We start from the raw sequence: 18,598 nt of genomic DNA on the forward strand, positions 1-18,598 counted from the left end.
GCCGCAGGGATTGCAATTGGCGGGCGAAGCCGGCAGAGGCCGGAAGGACGGCAAAGCCTGCCCCAAAAACAACAACACCCGCCGGGGGAGGAGGTCCGGCGGGTGTCGTTTTGGGGGTCGATCCTCGGGAGGAGGTGAAGATCGACCGTATTCGTCATCGCCGGGGAGGAGGTCGGCTTTGACGAAATTCTTTTCGCCATTTGAAAAGGGGCGAAACCTTTCTCGAGAACAACGCCCGCCGGGGGAGGAGGTCCGGCGGGCGCCGTTTCGGTGGTCAACCCTCGGGAGGAGGTGAAGGTTGACCGTATCCGTCAGGGTCGGGGAGGAGGTCGACCCTGGCGAAATTCCTATTAAACCGCCTTGCGGGCGATCATCTTGATCTCGTCGCGAACGATGCCGAGATCATGGAGCTGGCGGTTCGAAAGCCGACCCAGCTCGGAAACCGTCTCGCGATAAACGCGCCAGTTGCGATAGCTGCGGATCAGGTTCATTGCCTTACTCTTTCAAAACTGGTTCGGACCATTCGCGGTCCGAAGCGGATTAGACCGCCTTGCGGGCGACGTAGTGGATGTCGCTGCGGCTGATGCCGAGGTCGGTCAGTTCACGGTTCGACAGGCGGCTCAGCTCGGAAACGGTTTCCCGGTAGCGGCGCCAGTTGCGGTAGTTGCGGATCAGGTTCATGGTAGTGCTCGTTTCGTCTTTGGTTCGGATCATTCCGTTTGTGTACGAACAGAAAATAGGTGGGATCATATCGGTTTAAAAGTGCGATTGGCGCATGGCAGCAATGCAAATTGTGCAATGCAACATTAACGGCCATTCACGCTTGCGACACAAAGAAGACCGAATCGGAAAATGCCGCTGCGTCAACGGTTTGGGCCGTGCGGCTGAAAAAATGACCAAGCTCGGGGGAAACGCATGGCGGGCTATGCGACGAAGGTGAGGGCGGATATCGCCCGCTGGCGGAACGCGGGCCTGATCGATACGCCGACAGCCGAAGCTTTGACGCGCGATGTGGCCGCCAATGAGCGCACCTCGCTGAGCTTCGGCTCGATCCTGGCGATGATGGCCGCACTGCTGTTCGGCGCTGCGATCCTGATCTTCGTCGCGGCCAATTGGGAAGCCATTCCGCGGCTGGCGCGCGTGGCGGCGCTGTTTGCCGTCATCCTCGGCGGCTATGTCGGCGGCGCATTCTTGAAGACGCGCGATCACGCGGCGATCGGCGAGGCGCTTTGGATCGTCGCCGCCGCGGCCTTCGGCGGATCGATCGCGCTGATCGGCCAGATGTACCATTTGTCGGGCGACGAGGCCTCGGCGCTGCTGACGTGGTGCGTCGGCACGGCGCTGGCGGCGATCGCATTGCGCTCGAACCCGCTCACCGTCGCCTCCGTCGGCATCGCCGACGCCTGGCTGTTCCTCAAATGGGGCGGATTTTTCCGCCGCGCCGAGTTTCCATATCTTTTCGCGGCAATAGCGCTGGTGCTGTTCGCCATTTCATTCTGGACACGCAGCCAGGCGGCGCGACACCTGATCATCCTGTCGATCGTCTTCTATCTCGTGCTGCTGGCGATCGACCACAACACGCTCCAGGTCGCCATTCCGCTCGTGCTCGTCTCGGCGCTGCTGTTCGCGGCCGCGATCTTCGCCGCCGACCCCCTCGACAGCATCGTCCAACTCGGCGGCCGGCTGCCCTTGCATGCTCTCATCGGCTTCCTCGCCGGCCTGGCAATGGTCCAGTTCGAATTGGCCGACGAGGCGATCTACAACGGCGGCTTTGCCATTGCCTCGGCGGTTGCGCTCGCCGGCATCGTCGCGGCGATCATGCTCGGCGGGCGAGAGAGCCGGGGCTTGCGCTGGGCGGCCTATGCCGGCTTCGCCTTCGAACTCGCCATCATCTATGTGGTGATGCTGCAATCGATGCTCGACACGGCCGGCTTCTTCCTGGCAGCGGCCGTGCTGCTCGGCATCCTGGCGCTAGTCATTATCCGCATTGAAAAACGCATGAGGGCGCCCGCCTCAGGAGCAGCGGCATGAGCGGGAAAAAACTGATCATCGCGGCGCTGGTGCTGGCGCTCGTCCAGATAGGTTTCCTCAGTTGGATCATTGCCGGACGCGCGGCCATCCTGCGCAACGGCAAGGAAGTCCTGCTCAAGATCGAGCCCGTCGATCCGCGCGATCTCCTGCGTGGCGACTACATTGCGATCGGCAACAACATAGCGCGGATCCCGGTGAAGCTCATCGCCAACATCCCGCAGGGCAAATCTTTCAGCGACGACACGTCGATCGTGGTTCGGCTCAAGAAGGGCATCGACGGCTATTGGCAGGCAACGACCGCTTGGTTCGGCCAGGCGCCTGCGCCGGCCGGCCCGGACGAAACCGACATAAGAGGGCACGTCGCCGAGGGCTGGGACCTGCGCTCGCCCGACATGACGATCGCGCCGGAATACGGGATCGATCGCTTCTATCTGCCGGAAGGCCAGGGCATGGCGATCCAGAACGATATGCGTGTGCGGCCCTTCGGCATCAAGCTGGCGCTATCGGCCAATGGCACGGCGCAGATCAAGGCGCTGATGGACGGCGACAAAACGCTGTTCGAGGAGCCGCTTTACTAGAGTGGGGCCTTGGCGTCAGCACGACGGTCCGCATTCACGGTGGTCCCGGTTATCGCTGAGCACTGCCTGTCTCTGCGATGATTTTGGGATAAGGACCGATCGAAATCGTATAGCTGAAGTTTGCCACGCCTTTTTCCTGCTTGTGTATCGAGGGGCTGCGCACAACCCAGTCATAGACGCCCGAGACCATGCAGCGATCATCAGCGCAGGTGACCGCAATGCTGTCATTGCGGACGCTATATCCGCGTTCAGGCCATCGCTGATAATAGTTCCTCTTGTCCTGAATGATCGAGCTCAGGTTCGTCGACTTGCCATAGTAGTCAACCGTTTGAGCGTAGGACGCCTGAGCTTGAGCAAGAGCGAAATCGTCGTTGTCGCCATGATGCTCGATGAGATCCCTGACGAAGGCGACCGCAACGCTTTCCGGCTGTTGCCTGGCATCGGGTGCAGGAGCAGGCACGGGCGCCGGATTTGGCCTCGTAGACACCTGCGATGTATCTGCGGGCGATTGGTTCGCTGCGGCATTGGTCACACGCAAGTCAGCCATTTCGCTGGCCGACAGGTATCTTATGTCATGCTTGTCATAGCTCGAAGCCAATTCTATCAGCTTGGAGTCCACTCCCATCTCGATTACGTACGATATGATTGCGGCCGTTCCGAGCTGGACACGGGCCTCCGCTTCTTCGGTGGACATCCCGTCAACCGGTTTGAGAAACGCCCGGTGAATGCCGATAGAACCTGGTTCGGCAACACGATGGATGCCACCCAGGAAGGCCAGCGAGCAGGCTGAAGCGCACTGCAATTGGCGGACCTGAAGCGTATCCAACCCTGCCGCGCGGATCATACGCCCCAACCGAATAGCACCGCCGACGTTGCCACCAGGGGAGTTGAATACAATCACCCTGGCCCCGCTGCTCACAACCGCGCGGCTAAAGCCGTTCAAGGACTCATTGGCGCCAAACTCACCGGAGACAACGAGCATTGGCCGCCGGTCCGGAGAGGAAGCCGAAGTGTACTCTAAAGCCTCGACCTGACATGTCGCTGCCGCGACAATTGACCCAACCCCAAGGACTAGACAGACTACGCGCACAACCTGACAGAGCCCCAACCCGCCTGTGCAACTAAGAACCTGTTAACGGGCTATTTCAAGTGCGTCGGATACGCAAAAGCGGGATTGTCTCAGCGAGCGTAGGGGCCTTGCTTGCACCGCCAGGAGTTGATGGCTCCGGTCCTTCCTTGCCAAGGCTTCAGGGCGGCCCCTTGCCCACCGATCTCCAGGTGGCTCGCCACCCGAAGCTCGAAGAGCGAAGGGTGGTGCGGATGAAGGGACTCGAACCCCCACGCCTTTCGGCACTGGAACCTAAATCCAGGGCGTCTACCAATTCCGCCACATCCGCGTTCCCCGGCAATCCCATGTAGCCATCATTCTGTCAATGTCGGGGTCCAGATCAGCGTCATTCGCCTAATCGCGAAGATGGTTGAAAATTAGCCTAGCCTGTGACAAAAGGCGTGTCGAATGTGACGGGACGCGACTATCCGCTTCTGCAGAATGTAAGAAGAAGTAGGAAAAACAAAGACTTCTTCACATTTTTGGAAGCGCAGTTCAGGAGAGTTTGAGCCGCATTAGCGGTCAAATCGCCAGGTTCCGTACCAAAAGCCATTTCCGGCAAGATTATACCGGCAGGCTGTGAACGGCTAAGAACCGTTTGGCTGCCTCATTGGTGAAAACAAAGGTTTTAGGATGCAGGTCACCGAAACGCTCAACTCCGGTCTCAAGCGCGAGATCAAGATCACCGTGCCGGCCGGTGACATGGAAGCCAAGCTGATGGCGCGGCTGAACGATGCCCGCGACAAGGTGCGGATCAACGGCTTCCGCCCCGGCAAGGTGCCGGTGCAGCACCTGCGCAAGATGTACGGCAAGTCGTTCATGGCCGAGGTCGTCAACGAGATCCTCAACGACTCGACCCGTTCGATCATCTCGGGCCGCGGCGAGAAGGCCGCCATGCAGCCCGAAGTGATCATGACCGAGGACGAGAAGGAAGCCGAGAAGATCCTGGCCGGCGGCGCCGACTTCGAATTCCGCCTCAACTACGAGGTCATCCCGGCGATCGAGATCAAGGATTTCTCCGACATCAAGGTGAAGCGTCAGGTCTATGACGTGCCGGAGACGGAAGTCGAAGACCAGGTGAAGCGGGTCGCCGAATCGGCGCGCAGCTACGAGCCCAAGGACGGCAAGGCCGCCGAAGGCGACCGTGTGACCATCGACTATGTCGGCAAGATCGACGGCGAGGCCTTCGCTGGCGGCGCCGGCACCGATCAGCCGCTGGTGCTCGGCTCCAAGGAGTTCATTCCGGGGTTCGAGGACCAGCTGATCGGCACCAAGGCGGGCGACGAGAAGCTTGTCACCGTCACCTTCCCCGAGAACTACCAGGCGGCGCATCTGGCCGGCAAGGAAGCCACCTTCGACGTCACCGTCAAGGAAGTGTCGAAGCCCGGCGCGCTCGAAGTCAATGACGAAACGGCTAAGAACCTTGGTCTGGAATCGCTGGAGCGCTTGCGCGATATCGTGCGCGGCCAGATCGAGAACCAGTTCGGTTCGATGACCCGCCAGAAGGTGAAGCGCCAGCTGCTCGACCAACTCGATGCGGCCTATTCTTTTGAGGCGCCGTCGAAGCTCGTCGAGGCCGAGTTCAACAACATCTGGGCGCAGGTCAACCGCGATCTCGAAGCCGCCGGCCGCACCTTCGCCGACGAAGAGACGACGGAGGAAGAGGCGCGCGCCGAGTATATGCGCCTTGCGGAACGCCGCGTGCGTCTCGGCCTGGTCCTCGCCGAGATCGGCGAGAAGGCCGGCGTCACCGTGTCGGACGAGGAGCTGCAGCGCGGCCTGTTCGAGCAGGTCCGCCGCTTCCCGGCCAACCAGCAGCAGGAAGCCTTCGAGTTCTATCGCAGCAACCCCGAGGCGATCAATTCGCTGCGCGCGCCGATGTTCGAGGAGAAGGTCGTCGATTATCTGCTCGGCCAAATCTCGGTCGACGACGTCAAGGTCAGCAAGGAAGAGCTGATGGCCGACGACGAGGAGGCTGAGACCGCGACCAAGGCGAAGCCTGCGAAGAAGGCTTCCTCGAAGAAGGCCGAGGCCAAGACGAGTGAATCAAAGGCGGGCGAAGCCGCCGACGAGGCCGAAGAGCCCAAGAAGAAGGCCGCGCCGAAGAAGAAGGCCGCCAAGGACGCCGAGTAAAAACGGCTCAATAACCTGATTTCGAAAGGCCGCCCCTCGAGGCGGCCTTTTTCGTTGCTGTTCTTGTTGTTGCGGCGCGGCAACACTACCAACTTCAGATGAATGGCCGCTGCTGGCGATACCGAACGTTGATGATTATCTGCGCGTTATCGCATTTCGCAGGGTCGTTTGGAGGCGCAGGTGACAGTGGCATTCAAGGTGAGGGGCGTGGTCGTCGCCGCGGTGCTCTTGCTTGCCGCGGTCCATGCGGTTCAGGCCGGGCCCGATCTCGGCAACTGGCGCGTCGATGCAGCCAGCGACGGCCAGGTGACGGCCTCGCTTTACGCCACCAACAAGCTGATCACCGGCAACGGGGCGCTGGGCTACAGTCCGGTGCTGACACTGGCCTGCCGGCCTGACGGCGAACCGCGCTGGAGCGAATGGCTGCAGCTCAACGACGCGGTTTCGGCCAGCCGCAAGATCACCATGTCGGTCATGGTCGACGGCAGCAGCAAATTCGACGAGAGCTGGTCTGTCGGCCCGCGCGGCAAATTGCTGGTCAGGGAAGGCGATGACGGCATCAAGCGACTGGTTTCGGCGAGCCGGCTGTTGCTGTCATGGCGCTTCGGCCTGCTGTCCGGACGCGGCGAGGCCGATTTCGATCTCGCCGGACTCCCGGAAGCGGTCGGCCAGATTGCTGCGAGCTGCAACACCGATCCACCCTGATCGTTGCCGTTTGGAACAGGCTCGCAATCTCGGCAGCCCTCACCGTCGCGTACGTCTCAAGCCTTCGCAAAAACTGGCTTTTTCTACCCATTGAGACGATTCTGTGGTATGTAGGTGCCGCAATTTCCACTGAAGAGGCGCGGATATTCCGCTCTGCCGTGCAGGCACGCCAGCGGGGCTGGCGTGGTGCGGATCGTCCGACGCAAACTACGATCAGGGAGGAAGTGCCATGCGTGCAACCGTGTTTTTCATTGCCTTGTCCGCCACGACATTTTTCGCGAGCCCATCGCAGGCGCAGGATGCCGCCGCAGGCGAGAAGGTCTTCACCAAATGCAAGGTGTGCCATGTCGCTGACAAGGACCAGAACAAGGTTGGTCCATCGTTGAGCGGCGTCATTGGACGCACGGCGGGCACGCATCCCGATTTCACTTATTCCGCGGCCATGATCGCGGCGGGAAAATCCGGCGTCAAATGGGACGAGCCGACACTGACAACGTATCTTCACGATCCCAAGGCCATGGTGAAAGGGACGAAGATGGCGTTCCCCGGCCTCAAGGACGATAAGGACATAGCCAACGTCATCGCTTACCTGAAACAATTTTCCAAGTAAGCAACGCCCTGCCAGGCTCCATTTGGTGGTCGCCTGCTTATTCCGAAGGAGGACGGTCGGCAACTGCGCTGCTGAATATCGCGTTCGGCGCGATCACGCCGGCAGCGCAAAAAATCCCAACAGCAGCAGAATAATGATGCCAAGGCCGAGTATGAGAAGTGTCCGCGTGTCCATGACGTTCACCTTCGCACACTAAGAATACCGAAAAAGAACCTTTGGAGCCAGCGCTGCTGCGGCCGGCCGGCAGGCGACAAATCGGGCGCAACGGGGTATGTTAGCGTCGGTGCAGGTCGCGGTTTGCGTGGCCAGCCATGCAGAACGGTAGCACCGTGAGAACCCGCGACCTTGCCGGACCTGATCTGGAGGAACGGTCATGGCAAGCTTCCACGTGATTGCAGGTGCCAGCGAGACGCTGGAGCATACGAGAATTCGGAAGATCGGTGTATCCGACCTCTTCGACGCGCTCAGGCGCGGCGTCGAGGATTTTATGGTCAAGCCCTCGCATATCGTTTTTCTCTGCCTGATCTACCCGCTCGTCGGCGTCGTGCTCGCCGCCTGGACATCGGGAGCAAACGCGTTGCCTCTGCTGTTTCCGCTGGTGTCCGGCTTTGCGCTGATCGGTCCGTTTGCGGCGATCGGCCTCTATGAGATCAGCCGCAGGCGGGAGGCAGGGCTGGATGCTTCCTGGCGGCACGCTTTCGAGGTCAGGAATTCTCCGGCGTTGCCGGCGATCGCGGCGGTCGGGGTCATGCTGTTCGCAATCTTCATCACATGGCTTTTGACGGCGCAGATGTTCTACCAGTACCTCTTTGGCCCAGCTCCGCCGGAATCGATATCCAGCTTCATCAATGAGATATTCGCCACCGGACGCGGCTGGACGCTGATTATCCTGGGGCACGCCATCGGCTTCGTTTTCGCTGTCGTGGTCTTGTGCACGACGGTCATTGCTTTCCCACTGTTGCTCGACCGGGACGTCGGCGCCTATGAAGCCATCCATACTTCGGTGCGCGCGGTGCTGGCGAACCCGATCGTAATGGCTGTCTGGGGGCTGATCGTCACCGTCGCCCTGATCATCGGCTCAGTGCCTGTATTCGCGGGACTCGCGGTGGTGCTGCCGATCCTCGGTCACGCCACCTGGCATGTCTACCGCAAGGTCGTGGAACTGCCGGCCACCCCCCGGCCGGCGAACTGAGCAGGTCCCTTTCATTGCGCGCCGGCGACGATGCAAGCGCCGTTCAGTAGGCCGGGTGGCTGAACCGTGCCTGACGCGCGCCCGTGGTCAGATTGCGGAAATCCTTGCCGCTGACATGGACAAGCGTCTTGTGGTCGCCGCCCTCGAAATAGATGTCGGCGGCGTCGCCGAGGCTTTCGTCCAGAATGACCGGCACATCATAAGCCGCGCCGATCGGCGGTACGGCGCCGATGTCGCAATCATCGAAGAGCGATACGACCTCGTCCTCGGAAGCGAGCCCTAGGCGTTTGTCCATGACGTCCTGCAGCTTGTTGAGCTCGATCCTGTGGGTGCTTGGAACCACGGCCAACGCATAGCCGAGCTCGTGGTGAACGAGCACGGACTTCGCCATGATGCTGCCGGGCACATGCGCGGCGATGGCGCTCTGTCTGCTGGTGGCGGTCCGATGGTGAGCGACGGTGTCGTATGGGATTCCCTTGCCGTCGATAAAATCCCTCAGTCTGTTTGCTATCGTCATCTCCGCCTCCTTTGCTTGAGTTCACGACGCATCCGCCAAACCAAAATGGATAGGCGGCCCAATTGTTTCATGGCACCGGCATCCGTCGTTTCAGGCCGGTTATGCTGCGGCTGGATTCAGATCGCGTGTCAGGGGCCGGGCCCGAAAAACGCGATGCGGGTCAACAGCGTATAGTCGGCCTCGAAGACCATCATCGTCACGAAAACCAGAACCAGTATCGGCGGCAGGATGATCGCATACATCATCGCCAGCCGCTCCCAGGCCATATGCATGAAGACGGCGACGATCAGTCCTGCCTTGAGCATCATGAAGATCAGGATCAGCGACCATCTTAGGTAGCCGTGGAGGCCGAAATAGTCGACCAGATAGGAGCAGGTGCTGAGAATGAACAGCCAAGCCCAGACCACCAGATAGAGCTTGATCGGGTGTTCCTGATGCGCCTCAGCGACGGCCACCGGCACCGCATCATGCGCGTGGGCAGGATGAAGGGCGTGTTGCCCGAGACCGTTTGCGGTTGCTTCAGCCATATCTGCCTCTCAACAAAGCCTGCCTCTCACCAAAGATAGAAGAAGGCGAAGATGAACACCCAGACGAGGTCGACGAAGTGCCAGTAGAGGCCCATGATCTCGACATTCTCGTAACGGCCCCGGCGGCTGGTGAAGAAGCCGGGGCGTCCGATGTCGAAATCGCCGCGCCAGACCTTTCGCGCCGTGATGATCAGGAAGATCACGCCGATCGTCACATGGGTGCCGTGGAAGCCGGTGATCATGAAGAAGGACGAGCCGAACTGCGCGGCGCCCCAGGGATTGCCCCAGGGCCGCACCCCTTCCATGATCAGCTTGGTCCATTCGAAGCCCTGCATGCCGACGAAGGTCGCGCCGAGCGCGGCGGTCAAAAGCATCAGGATCGCGGTTTTGCGGCGGTTGCGCCGGTAGCCGAAATTGACCGCCATGGCCATGGTTCCGCTGCTCGAGATCAGCACGAAGGTCATGATGGCGATCAGGATCAGCGGGATCTCCGTGCCGCCGATGTTGAGGGCAAAGACCTGGCTCGGATTTGGCCACGGCACGCGCGTGGAGATGCGCGCCGTCATGTAGGAAAGCAGGAAGCAACCGAAAATGAAGGTGTCGCTGAGCAGGAAGATCCACATCATGGCCTTGCCCCAGGACACGTTCTTGAACGCGCGCTGATCCGAGGCCCAGTCGGCCGCGATGCCGCGCAAGCCGTCGGGGCGGGTCATCGAGCTGGAATGCGTCAGGGTCGTCTCAGCCATCGCCGGTCTCCTAGGTCAGCAGCCGTTGGCAAATGTCGATGAACGCCGCCGCCCAGCCGGCCAGAACGGCGAAGATGCCGAGCCAGACGAAAAGCAGGAAGTGCCAATACATGGCGCAGAGCTCGACGCTGAGGCGCAGCCGCTCCGGCCGCGCGCCGTTCCAGGCGCCGGCGCTCGTCCTGCCAAGGCCGACCAGCCCGCCCAGTATGTGCAGGCCGTGCATTGCAGTAATCAGGTAGAAGAAGCTGTTGGCCGGGTTGGATGCCAGGAGATAGCCGTCTTCGGTCAGTTCCCTCCATGCCATCAACTGGCCGGCCAGGAAGGCGAGGGCGGTCAGCCCGGCCGTTGCAAGACCGAGCCTGACCATGTCGATCTGGCCTCTGCGCGCGGCAACCACGGCGCATTGCAGCGCGATGCTGCTCAGCACCAGCACGCCGGTGTTCAGCCAGAGCAGGCGCGGCAGCGGCAGCGGGCGCCAGTCCGACAGGCCCATGCGCATGAAGTAGGCGCTGGTGAACAGCGAGAACAGGCAGCCGACGACGGCGAGGAAGACGCCAAGGCCGATCTTGGCGGTGGGCAGGGCCGACCGGTCGAGGCCGACGAAATCCCCGGCCGTGCCTTGCTCGAGCCAGGGTTTCGCCGTCAGCCGCTGGTGGGAGAGCCACCAGCCGGCAAAGCCGAAGACGACCAACAGAAAGACCAGGATGACGCTCATGCCGGCTCCCTGGAGGGGCCGAAAGCGCCCGGCACGTTCTGCGGGATGAAGTCCTCCTTGGCGCCCGGCACGCTGTAGTCATAGGCCCAGCGATAGACGATCGGCAGCTCCTTGCCGAAATTACCATGCGCGGGCGGCGTCTGCGGTGTCTGCCACTCGAGTGTCGTCGCCCGCCACGGGTTGCCGCCGGCCTCGCGGCCATGGCGGATGCTCCAGATCAGATTGAACAGGAACACCATCTGGGCGAAGCCGACGATGAAGGCCATGATGCTGATGAACGAGTTCAGGTGGTGCGCCGACTCCGTCATGATGGTCATGTCGGTCAGCTCGGCGTAGCGCCGCGGAATGCCCATCAGGCCGAGATAGTGCATGGGGAAGAAGATCAGATAGGCGCCGAGGAAGGTAACCCAGAAATGGAAGCGGCCGAGCGTCTCGTCGAGCATGCGGCCGGTGACCTTCGGGTACCAGTGATAGATCGCGCCGAAGATCACCAGGATCGGCGCGACGCCCATGACCATGTGGAAGTGAGCGACGACGAACATCGTGTCGGAGAGCGGCACGTCGACGACGACATTGCCGAGGAACAGGCCCGTCAGGCCGCCATTGACGAAGGTGACGATGAAGGCCAGCGCGAACAGCATCGGTATGGTGAGATGGATGTCGCCGCGCCACAGCGTCAGCACCCAGTTATAGACCTTGATGGCGGTCGGTATGGCGATGATCAAGGTGGTGGTGGCGAAGAAGAAGCCGAAATAGGGATGCATGCCGCTGACATACATGTGGTGCGCCCAGACCAAGAAGCTCAGCGCGCCGATGGCGATGATGGCCCAGACCATCATGCGGTAGCCGAAGATGTTCTTGCGCGCATGGGTGCTGATCAGGTCGGACACTATGCCGAAGGCCGGCAGCGCCACGATATAGACTTCCGGGTGGCCGAAGAACCAGAACAGATGCTGGAACAGGATCGGGCTGCCGCCATTGTGCTGCAGCTGCTCGCCCATTTCGACGATCGCCGGCATGAAGAAAGAGGTGCCGAGCAGGCGGTCGAGCAGCATCATCACACAAGCGACGAACAGCGCCGGGAAGGCGAGCAGCGCCATCACGGTGGCGGTGAAGATGCCCCAGACGGTGAGCGGCAGGCGCATCAAGGTCATGCCGCGCGTGCGGCCCTGCAGCACCGTCACGACATAGTTCAGGCCACCCATGGTAAAGCCGATGATGAACAGGATGAGCGAGGAGAGCATCAGGATGATGCCCCAGTCCTGACCACCCGGCGTGCCGGTCATGATCGCCTGCGGCGGATAGAGCGTCCAGCCCGCGCCGGTCGGCCCGCCCGGCGCAAAGAAGCTCGAGACCAGGACCAGCACGGCGAGCAGATAGACCCAGTAGCTCAGCATGTTGACATAGGGAAAGACCATGTCGCGGGCGCCGACCATCAGCGGGATCAGATAGTTGCCGAAGCCGCCTAGGAAGAGCGCGGTAAGCAGGTAGATCACCATGATCATGCCGTGCATGGTGATGAACTGGTAATAGGCCTCCGGAGTGATGAAGTCGAACGTGCCGGGGAAGCCGAGTTGCAGGCGCATCAGCCAGGACAGCACCAGCGCCACAAGGCCGATCGCCGTCGCCGTCGCCGAATACTGGACCGCTATGACCTTGGCGTCCTGCGAGAAGACATATCTCGTCCACCAGCTGTGCGGATGGTAAAGTTCCACCTCTGCGACTTCGGCGGGCGGAACGGCATCTGCGGGTGTGACGTCGACCATGGGAGCGCCTCCGTGCCCTGTTCAGCGGGCCTCGAGCGTTTCGAGTTTTGCCGCGACGTCCAAACCGGACGTCTTTCCTGACGGTTGGCTTGCCGAGCCTGTTTGCTTGGGCGCCGACAATTGCGCAAAAGTCTGCTGCTGGCCGAGCCAGGCCAGATAATCCTGCTCTGTGTCGACCATGACCACGCCATGCATCAGCGGGTGTCCCTGGCCGCACAGCTCGGCGCACAAGACCTGGAAGGTTCCGGTCCTGGTCGGGGTGAACCAGAAATAAGTGACCGAACCCGGGATCATGTCCATCTTGGCGCGGAATTCAGGGATGTAGAAATCGTGCAGCACGTCGACCGAGCGCAACAGCACCTTGACAGGCTTGCCGACCGGCAGATGCAGATCGGCGGCCTCGACCAGGACATCGTCCTGGCCGTTGGGATCTTTGGGATCGACGCCCAGCGGATTGTCAGCGGTGACGTCGCGGGTGTCCGAAGTGCCGAGCTTGCCGTCCTTGCCGGGCAGTCGGAAGCTCCATTGCCATTGCTGGCCGATGACCTCGATATCGGCCGCCTCGCTTGGAACGTTGACGAAGCGGCTCCAGACGAACAGGCCTGGAACCAGAAGGGCGGTGACGCCGACGGCGGTGACGACCGTCAGCCACCATTCGAGGCGCTTGTTCTCCGGCTCATAGACCGCGCGATTGCCTTCGCGATGGCGGAAGCGGAACACGCAATAGGCCATGAAAAGCACGACGGCGCTGAAGACGACGCCGGTGATCCAGAAGCTGATGATGATGGTGTTGTCGATATAGTCCCAGTTCGAGGCAATCGGCGTCCACCACCATGGGCTCAGGAAGTGGAACAACACCGAGCCCACGACGACCAAAACGAGTACAAGCGCAATGGCCATGTCCCGTCCTCCGGTATTCACAGGAGCGCTAAGCATTCAACCGAGATACCAAGCCGCATCATGCTCGATTTCCGGTTGAAATTCCAGAGCCTAGCTGACGAGGGCACGATGTTGTTCGCGCCTGCAAACTGCGGACGTCGGGCAACGCCTCAAATCAGCAGCAGGCCCTTCATCGAGGCGTTGCCCTTGCGGCCGATGATGATGTGGTCGTGCACGGCGATGCCGAGCGGTTTGGCCGTATCGATGATCTGCTTGGTCATCTCGATGTCGGCGCGCGAGGGCGTCGGGTCGCCGGAAGCAAGAAACGGCCCTTTGCTTAGCGCTTGTCCGAGCACGCGCGGGCGAATTAGCCCGAACCCTGTTACTGCTCACTCCTCTTTAAAGGCGTGAGCAAAACTGTCGGCGACCGGTTGGAAAAGATATTCGAGCAGGGTTCGCCTGCCGGTGACAACGGAGACGTCCACCGGCATTCCCGGATATAGCTTTACTTGAGGGAGCTTCTTGAGCTCATCGGCGCTCACCTCGACAGTCGCCCTGAAAAACGTCGCTCCGCTGCGCTCGTCGACCTCTGCGTCGGCTGAAACACGGGCAAGGGCGCCTTCCAAAGTGGGAGTGGTTCGCTGCTTATAGGCCACGAGCCGCACCGTCGCCGGCAAACCGGGGCGAACGACGTCGATATCCAGCGGCTGAATCCTGACGTCCAGCACCATCTTGTCCTGGTTGGGAACGAGATCGAGAATGATCCCTCCCGGAGGGACAACTCCGCCCGGCGTGAAATAGCGAAGGTTCATCACCACCCCATCCTCCGGCGCGACGACATCCTGGCGCGCGGCGCGCGCGCCGGTCTTCTGAAGCGCCTTTTCGAGTTCGGAGCGTTTGGTCTGAACGTCACGCAGATCCTCGGCGGCCTTCTTGATATAGGAGAGCCGGCCATTGTCGATCTGGGCATCCGCCTCGGCGACCTGCTGTCGCAAGCTTTCTATACTCGCTCGGTTCGAGTCGGCCTCGCCCTGGGCGGCGATGATCTGCCGCTCCAGCTGGAGCACGCGGGACTTCACGCCATAGCCCTTCTTGAGAAGTGTGCTGGCGTCCGCCAGCTCCTCACGCAGAGACGGCAACTGGATCTCGAAGGCCGCAACTCTTGCGGCGAGCGCCGACATCTGGGCCTGGTATTGGGCGATCCTCTGCTGCCAGACCTCGACCTCCGACGCTTGCACCTTGGCCTGGTCACGGAAGATGCGTTCCTGTCCGGCCATGGCCTCGGCGACGGCCGGCTCGCTTCGCCTGGACGATAAGTCCGCCGGAAAGGGAATTGTGCTCAGGCCATCGCGCTGCGCCGTCAGGCGAGCTTCGCTGGCGAGCGCGGAGTCGAGCTCGCCGCGCACGGCATCGCGGTCGGATTCGGCGTCGACGCCGTCGAGGCGGACCAGCGTCTGGCCCTGCTTGACCACGTCGCCTTCGCGAACCAGGATTTCCCGGATGATGCCGCCCTCCAGGTGCTGCACGGTCTTGCGGTTGCTGTCGACCTTCACCACGCCCGGCGCGAGCGCGGCACTTGTCAGCGGCGCCGTCGCCGCCCAGAAGCCAAAAGAGCCGAACAGCAGGGCGATGACCGTCAGACCGCCGAAGATATGGCCGCTGACCGCTGGCGCGGCGGGCGGCGGCGCCGGCATGCGCAATTGCAGGGCAGCTTCCATCATGACGCCACCCTTTCGGTACTCACGACCCGGACCGGCGGCACGGTGGACGACGGCTCGGGACGGCGAAGTTGCGCCAGCACGGCGTCGCGCGGGCCGAATTTCTGCGCCTGGCCCTCGGCGAGCACCAGGACGCAATCGACGTTCACCATCAGCGACGGCCGGTGGGCGACGATCACCACCGTCGAGCCCGCCTTCTTCATCGCGGCAATCGCCTGGTTCAGCGCTTCCTCGCCGACGGCATCGAGGTTCGAGTTCGGCTCGTCCAGCACCACCAGCGCCGGGCGGCGATAGAGCGCCCTGGCAAGGCCGATGCGCTGGCGCTGCCCACCGGAGAGCACCGAACCCTGTTCGCCGATCTCGGTGTCGTAGCCGTTCGGCAGCCTCAGGATCATCTCGTGCACGCCGGCCATCCGGGCGGCGGCCACGACCTCCGCCGGGTCGCCTTCTTCCATGCGGGCAATGTTTTCGCGCACGCTGCCTGGAAAAAGCTCGACGTCCTGGGGCAGGTAGCCCACATGGGCGCCGAAATCGTCACGGTTCCAGGCAAAGACGTCGACGTCGTCGAGCCGCACCTGGCCCTGCTGCGGCGAAGCCATGCCGACGATCAGGCGCGCAAGCGTCGACTTGCCGGCCGCCGACGGCCCGATCACGGCAAGCGCCTGACCAGGCGACACGGCAAAGGAAAGGTTCCTCAGCACCGGCTCCTTGGCATTGGCCGGCGTAAAGGTGACAGCCTCGACCGAGAGCCGTCCCTGCGGCCGCGGCAATTCCATGCCCGGCGGACGCAGCGATGGCGTCTCGAACAGCCGGTTCAGCCGCCCCCAGGCCTCGCGCGCGCCGGTGGTCTGCTTCCAGGTGGCGATGGCCTGCTCGACCGGGGCGAGCGCGCGCGACATGATGATTGAGGCGGCGACCATGGCGCCGGGCGAGACCTCGTGGCGCAGCGACAGCCAGGCGCCGAGGCCCAGCACGGCGACCTGCAGGAACATACGGAATGGCTTGGTGAAGGCGTTGATCAGGCCGGCCCGGTCGCTGGCAGTCGTCTGCAGCGCGAGCACGGAAGCGTTGGCCGCGTCCCAGCGCCGCGCGAGCACGCCGCCCATGCCCATCCCGTCGATGACTTCGGCATTGCGGAAGCCGGCATCCGCCGCCTGGTAAGCGCGCGCGGAAGCCGCATTGGCCTGTTTGAGCGTGCCCGCCGTCAGCGCGTTGTTGGCAAGGGCGAGGCCGAACAGCACAACAGCGCCGCCCAGGGCCAGAAGGCCGAGCAACGGATGCAAAAGAAAGATGAAGGCGAGATAGAGCGGCATCCACGGCGCGTCGATCAGCGCCATGATGCCGCCGCCGCCGAGATAGCCGCGCAGCGTGGCGAGGTCGCGCAGCGCCTCGGTGCGGTAGGAGGAGCCGCGCAACGTGTTTTCGAGCGCACGGCCCAGCACCTGCGGCGACAGCACCCGGTCGATCCAGGTGCCCAGTTGCACCAGCAGCCGCGAGCGGAAGAATTCGAGCGCACCCATCGCCGCCAGCGCAGCCGCCGCAATCAGCGTCAGATAGACGAGCGTCTCGACGCTGCGGCCCGGCAGCACGCGGTCATAGACCTGCAGCATGTAGACCGAGGTCGAGAGCACGAGCAGGTTGATGACGAAGCTGAACCCGGCCACCGCGGCGAAGCCGCCGCGGCAGCGTTGGAGGGCGAGTTGCAGGGCGTTGTTCATCGCTGCCACCGGCGCGCCGAGGTTCCGCTCAGGTCCACTCGACGAACTTGGTGTTGTCGAGCCCAAGCAACTGCGTCAGGCTCGTCACGTCGTCCAGCGTGGCCACCTGCACGCGGCCTCCCGTATCGCTCCAATTGGCGTCGTACCAGATTTCGCCCTTGCCGGTGTCGCTGTTGAAGACGGCGACGTAGGCATGGGCGGCGGCGCCGATGCCGCTGGTGATCTGAGCGGCGGTCTGCGCGCTCTGGATCTCCACCACCTTGTTGGTGTCGCCGATCGCGATGTTGGTGATGGCGTTGCGGTTCTGATAGTCGGAGGCGCTGAGCGCGGCACCTGCGGTGGTCGCAGTGGTGTTGGCCGCATTCCAGCCGTCGACGCCCTGCTGAAGGCCGATCGTGTGGCCGCCGACGAGGGAGTCCAGAACGGTGTCGGTGCCGTTCAGGCTCGGAGCGATCATCCGGAATTGATCATTTCCGCTGCCGCCAAGCAGCACATCGTTGCCGCCGCCACCGCTCATGATGTCGTTTTGTTGACCCCCGAGCAGATAGTCGCGCCCGGCGCCGCCGGTCAGCGTATCGCCGCCGTTATAGCCGGCAACGATATCGCTGCCGCCTCCGCCGGAGAGAGTATCGCTGGTGTTTCCGTTGATGCCGACAAGCACGTGAAAATCCGCACTGGTCGTGTTGTTCGCCTGATCCGTGACGGTCACGTGGACGGTGTAGTCTCCGATGCCGGCGTTCGATTGAGACGCCGTCAGATTGCCGGCCGAGTCGACCGAGACGTTTGTCGCAGGAAGAGCGTTGTTGGATGTCGCGGAGTAGCTGAACGTGAAGGTGTCCGTGGCATCCGGATCGCCCAGCCCGATGAAATGACCCAGCAAGGCGTTGTTGCCCGTCTGCGTCGGCACGAAATCGATGCCCGTCGGCCCGCCGAGATCGTTGAGGTCGTTGTCGGTGATCGTGCCCACGCCCTGGCTGTCGGAAATCGTCGCGTTGGTCGGGTTGCTGAGGTTGACGTAGAACTGCTCCGTCTGCTCGAACACCGCATTGTCGACGATCGTCAGGGTGATGGTCTTGCTCGTTTCGCCGGCCGCGAAGCTGAGCGTGCTGCTCAACGCGTCGGGTCCGGCGGTGTAGTCGCTGCCGGCCAACGCGGTGCCAGGCGCCACCTGGTAGTCCACCGTGGCCGGGAGCGCCGTCGCGCCCGTCTTGGTGACCGTGAAGGTGATGGTTCCGGCCGCCTCGCTGACCGTGACGTCGTTGATGGAGAAGCTCGGCGGTGAATCGTTGTCGGTGATGGTCACTGTTGCAGTGTCGCTAGTGTCGAGCTGCTCGTAGTTGCCGCCACTCGTGCCGCTGATGCCAACCTGGTAGCTGGTGCCGTCGCCATAGACATTGTTATCGGCGATCGCGAAGGCGGTGGAGACGCCGCTGGTCTGGCCGACCGCGATGGTGACGCTGGCGCCGTTGTCGAGGTTGATCACCAGATCCGAGCCGGTGACGGCGTTGGCGACATGGGCGGTGATCGTCGCCGTGCCGGCGCCTTCGTCGACGCTGACGTCGTCCAGCGTGATGGCGGTGGTGTCGATGGTGTCGTGGACCGTCACCGTCGCCTTGTCGGAAGTGTCGAGCGCCTCGAAGTTGCCGCCGCTGGTG

The 18,598-nt window shown here is 62.4% G+C and carries 18 protein-coding genes, 1 tRNA gene and 1 pseudogene; 6 read left to right on the top strand and 14 right to left on the bottom strand.

Annotated features, from left to right (window positions below; translation table 11 throughout):
- Positions 1 to 350 precede the first annotated feature (350 nt).
- Positions 351 to 491 carry a DUF1127 domain-containing protein gene (locus AC4FWB_RS21690; protein ID WP_071096637.1) on the bottom strand — a complete coding sequence of 47 codons (141 nt, stop codon included), beginning with the start codon at positions 489 to 491 and terminating at the stop codon, positions 351 to 353.
- Between the two features lie 49 nt (positions 492 to 540).
- Positions 541 to 681: a DUF1127 domain-containing protein gene (locus AC4FWB_RS21695; protein WP_071031999.1), complete on the bottom strand. Its 141-nt coding sequence runs from the start codon at positions 679 to 681 to the stop codon at positions 541 to 543.
- Positions 682 to 915: 234 nt separating this feature from the next.
- On the opposite strand from AC4FWB_RS21695, the gene AC4FWB_RS21700 reads away from it, so the two are divergent.
- Together AC4FWB_RS21700 and AC4FWB_RS21705 are read left to right on the top strand one after the other, a co-directional pair.
- Positions 916 to 2,031 carry a DUF2157 domain-containing protein gene (locus tag AC4FWB_RS21700; RefSeq protein WP_491028293.1) on the top strand — a complete coding sequence of 372 codons (1,116 nt, stop codon included), beginning with the start codon at positions 916 to 918 and terminating at the stop codon, positions 2,029 to 2,031.
- Positions 2,028 to 2,609 (top strand): GDYXXLXY domain-containing protein, encoded by a 582-nt coding sequence (locus tag AC4FWB_RS21705; protein WP_491028294.1) that lies wholly within the window; start codon positions 2,028 to 2,030, stop codon positions 2,607 to 2,609. Before AC4FWB_RS21700 ends, AC4FWB_RS21705 begins: the two co-directional genes overlap by 4 nt.
- A 49-nt stretch (positions 2,610 to 2,658) precedes the next feature.
- Here the strand turns inward: AC4FWB_RS21705 and AC4FWB_RS21710 are convergent, their stop codons facing one another.
- Together AC4FWB_RS21710 and AC4FWB_RS21715 are read right to left on the bottom strand one after the other, a co-directional pair.
- Complete coding sequence (locus AC4FWB_RS21710; protein WP_491028295.1) at positions 2,659 to 3,591, bottom strand: COG3904 family protein; 933 nt, start codon at positions 3,589 to 3,591, stop codon at positions 2,659 to 2,661.
- A gap of 330 nt (positions 3,592 to 3,921) precedes the next feature.
- Positions 3,922 to 4,006: transfer RNA gene (locus AC4FWB_RS21715), tRNA-Leu, on the bottom strand.
- Positions 4,007 to 4,350: 344 nt separating this feature from the next.
- On the opposite strand from AC4FWB_RS21715, the gene tig reads away from it, so the two are divergent.
- The 4 genes from tig (at position 4,351) to AC4FWB_RS21735 (ending at position 8,357) form a co-directional block, all read left to right on the top strand.
- On the top strand, positions 4,351 to 5,850 hold the full coding sequence (gene tig, locus AC4FWB_RS21720; RefSeq protein ID WP_491028296.1) for a trigger factor: 1,500 nt from the start codon (positions 4,351 to 4,353) through the stop codon (positions 5,848 to 5,850).
- A gap of 180 nt (positions 5,851 to 6,030) precedes the next feature.
- Complete coding sequence (locus AC4FWB_RS21725; RefSeq protein WP_491028297.1) at positions 6,031 to 6,555, top strand: hypothetical protein; 525 nt, start codon at positions 6,031 to 6,033, stop codon at positions 6,553 to 6,555.
- Between the two features lie 229 nt (positions 6,556 to 6,784).
- A complete protein-coding gene (locus AC4FWB_RS21730; protein WP_491028298.1) occupies positions 6,785 to 7,165 on the top strand; it encodes a c-type cytochrome in 381 nt (126 codons plus the stop codon).
- 373 nt (positions 7,166 to 7,538) lie between these two features.
- Positions 7,539 to 8,357 (top strand): DUF2189 domain-containing protein, encoded by an 819-nt coding sequence (locus tag AC4FWB_RS21735; RefSeq protein ID WP_491028299.1) that lies wholly within the window; start codon positions 7,539 to 7,541, stop codon positions 8,355 to 8,357.
- 43 nt (positions 8,358 to 8,400) lie between these two features.
- On the opposite strand, the gene AC4FWB_RS21740 is transcribed toward AC4FWB_RS21735, so the two are convergent.
- From AC4FWB_RS21740 to AC4FWB_RS21785, 10 genes and pseudogenes are all read right to left on the bottom strand, one after another.
- Positions 8,401 to 8,874, bottom strand: a complete 474-nt coding sequence (locus AC4FWB_RS21740) for an aminoacyl-tRNA deacylase (RefSeq protein WP_320226593.1) — start codon at positions 8,872 to 8,874, stop codon at positions 8,401 to 8,403.
- Between the two features lie 128 nt (positions 8,875 to 9,002).
- Complete coding sequence (locus AC4FWB_RS21745; RefSeq protein ID WP_491028300.1) at positions 9,003 to 9,401, bottom strand: cytochrome C oxidase subunit IV family protein; 399 nt, start codon at positions 9,399 to 9,401, stop codon at positions 9,003 to 9,005.
- Between the two features lie 26 nt (positions 9,402 to 9,427).
- A complete protein-coding gene (locus AC4FWB_RS21750) occupies positions 9,428 to 10,147 on the bottom strand; it encodes a heme-copper oxidase subunit III family protein (protein ID WP_491028301.1) in 720 nt (239 codons plus the stop codon).
- Between the two features lie 10 nt (positions 10,148 to 10,157).
- Positions 10,158 to 10,862 carry a cytochrome c oxidase subunit 3 gene (locus AC4FWB_RS21755; protein ID WP_491028302.1) on the bottom strand — a complete coding sequence of 235 codons (705 nt, stop codon included), beginning with the start codon at positions 10,860 to 10,862 and terminating at the stop codon, positions 10,158 to 10,160.
- Entirely contained in the window at positions 10,859 to 12,628 is a 1,770-nt protein-coding gene (ctaD, locus tag AC4FWB_RS21760; protein WP_491028303.1) for a cytochrome c oxidase subunit I, read from the bottom strand. The genes AC4FWB_RS21755 and ctaD overlap by 4 nt, the downstream gene beginning before the upstream one ends.
- Positions 12,629 to 12,649: 21 nt before the next feature.
- Entirely contained in the window at positions 12,650 to 13,528 is an 879-nt protein-coding gene (locus AC4FWB_RS21765; RefSeq protein WP_491028304.1) for a cytochrome c oxidase subunit II, read from the bottom strand.
- Positions 13,529 to 13,677: 149 nt separating this feature from the next.
- Positions 13,678 to 13,824: pseudogene (locus AC4FWB_RS21770) on the bottom strand (JAB domain-containing protein); the annotation flags it as partial.
- Between the two features lie 72 nt (positions 13,825 to 13,896).
- Complete coding sequence (locus AC4FWB_RS21775) at positions 13,897 to 15,228, bottom strand: HlyD family type I secretion periplasmic adaptor subunit (protein ID WP_491028305.1); 1,332 nt, start codon at positions 15,226 to 15,228, stop codon at positions 13,897 to 13,899.
- Positions 15,225 to 16,943: a type I secretion system permease/ATPase gene (locus AC4FWB_RS21780; RefSeq protein ID WP_491028306.1), complete on the bottom strand. Its 1,719-nt coding sequence runs from the start codon at positions 16,941 to 16,943 to the stop codon at positions 15,225 to 15,227. Before AC4FWB_RS21780 ends, AC4FWB_RS21775 begins: the two co-directional genes overlap by 4 nt.
- A 28-nt stretch (positions 16,944 to 16,971) precedes the next feature.
- Positions 16,972 to 18,598, bottom strand: a 1,627-nt coding sequence (locus AC4FWB_RS21785; RefSeq protein WP_491028307.1) for a Calx-beta domain-containing protein, incomplete at its 5' end; no start/stop codon positions are given.

Source organism: Mesorhizobium sp. LEGMi-168a (assembly GCF_058312955.1).

Coding starts and splice junctions, on each gene's coding strand:
- AC4FWB_RS21750 (WP_491028301.1), bottom strand. CDS start 10,147: ATGGCTGAGACGACCCTGACGCATTCCAGCTCGATGACCCGCCCCGAC.
- AC4FWB_RS21705 (WP_491028294.1), top strand. CDS start 2,028: ATGAGCGGGAAAAAACTGATCATCGCGGCGCTGGTGCTGGCGCTCGTC.
- AC4FWB_RS21740 (WP_320226593.1), bottom strand. CDS start 8,874: ATGACGATAGCAAACAGACTGAGGGATTTTATCGACGGCAAGGGAATC.
- AC4FWB_RS21690 (WP_071096637.1), bottom strand. CDS start 491: ATGAACCTGATCCGCAGCTATCGCAACTGGCGCGTTTATCGCGAGACG.
- AC4FWB_RS21765 (WP_491028304.1), bottom strand. CDS start 13,528: ATGGCCATTGCGCTTGTACTCGTTTTGGTCGTCGTGGGCTCGGTGTTG.
- AC4FWB_RS21755 (WP_491028302.1), bottom strand. CDS start 10,862: ATGAGCGTCATCCTGGTCTTTCTGTTGGTCGTCTTCGGCTTTGCCGGC.
- AC4FWB_RS21735 (WP_491028299.1), top strand. CDS start 7,539: ATGGCAAGCTTCCACGTGATTGCAGGTGCCAGCGAGACGCTGGAGCAT.
- AC4FWB_RS21745 (WP_491028300.1), bottom strand. CDS start 9,401: ATGGCTGAAGCAACCGCAAACGGTCTCGGGCAACACGCCCTTCATCCT.
- AC4FWB_RS21700 (WP_491028293.1), top strand. CDS start 916: ATGGCGGGCTATGCGACGAAGGTGAGGGCGGATATCGCCCGCTGGCGG.
- AC4FWB_RS21780 (WP_491028306.1), bottom strand. CDS start 16,943: ATGAACAACGCCCTGCAACTCGCCCTCCAACGCTGCCGCGGCGGCTTC.
- ctaD (WP_491028303.1), bottom strand. CDS start 12,628: ATGGTCGACGTCACACCCGCAGATGCCGTTCCGCCCGCCGAAGTCGCA.
- AC4FWB_RS21695 (WP_071031999.1), bottom strand. CDS start 681: ATGAACCTGATCCGCAACTACCGCAACTGGCGCCGCTACCGGGAAACC.
- AC4FWB_RS21710 (WP_491028295.1), bottom strand. CDS start 3,591: ATGCTCGTTGTCTCCGGTGAGTTTGGCGCCAATGAGTCCTTGAACGGC.
- tig (WP_491028296.1), top strand. CDS start 4,351: ATGCAGGTCACCGAAACGCTCAACTCCGGTCTCAAGCGCGAGATCAAG.
- AC4FWB_RS21730 (WP_491028298.1), top strand. CDS start 6,785: ATGCGTGCAACCGTGTTTTTCATTGCCTTGTCCGCCACGACATTTTTC.
- AC4FWB_RS21775 (WP_491028305.1), bottom strand. CDS start 15,228: ATGATGGAAGCTGCCCTGCAATTGCGCATGCCGGCGCCGCCGCCCGCC.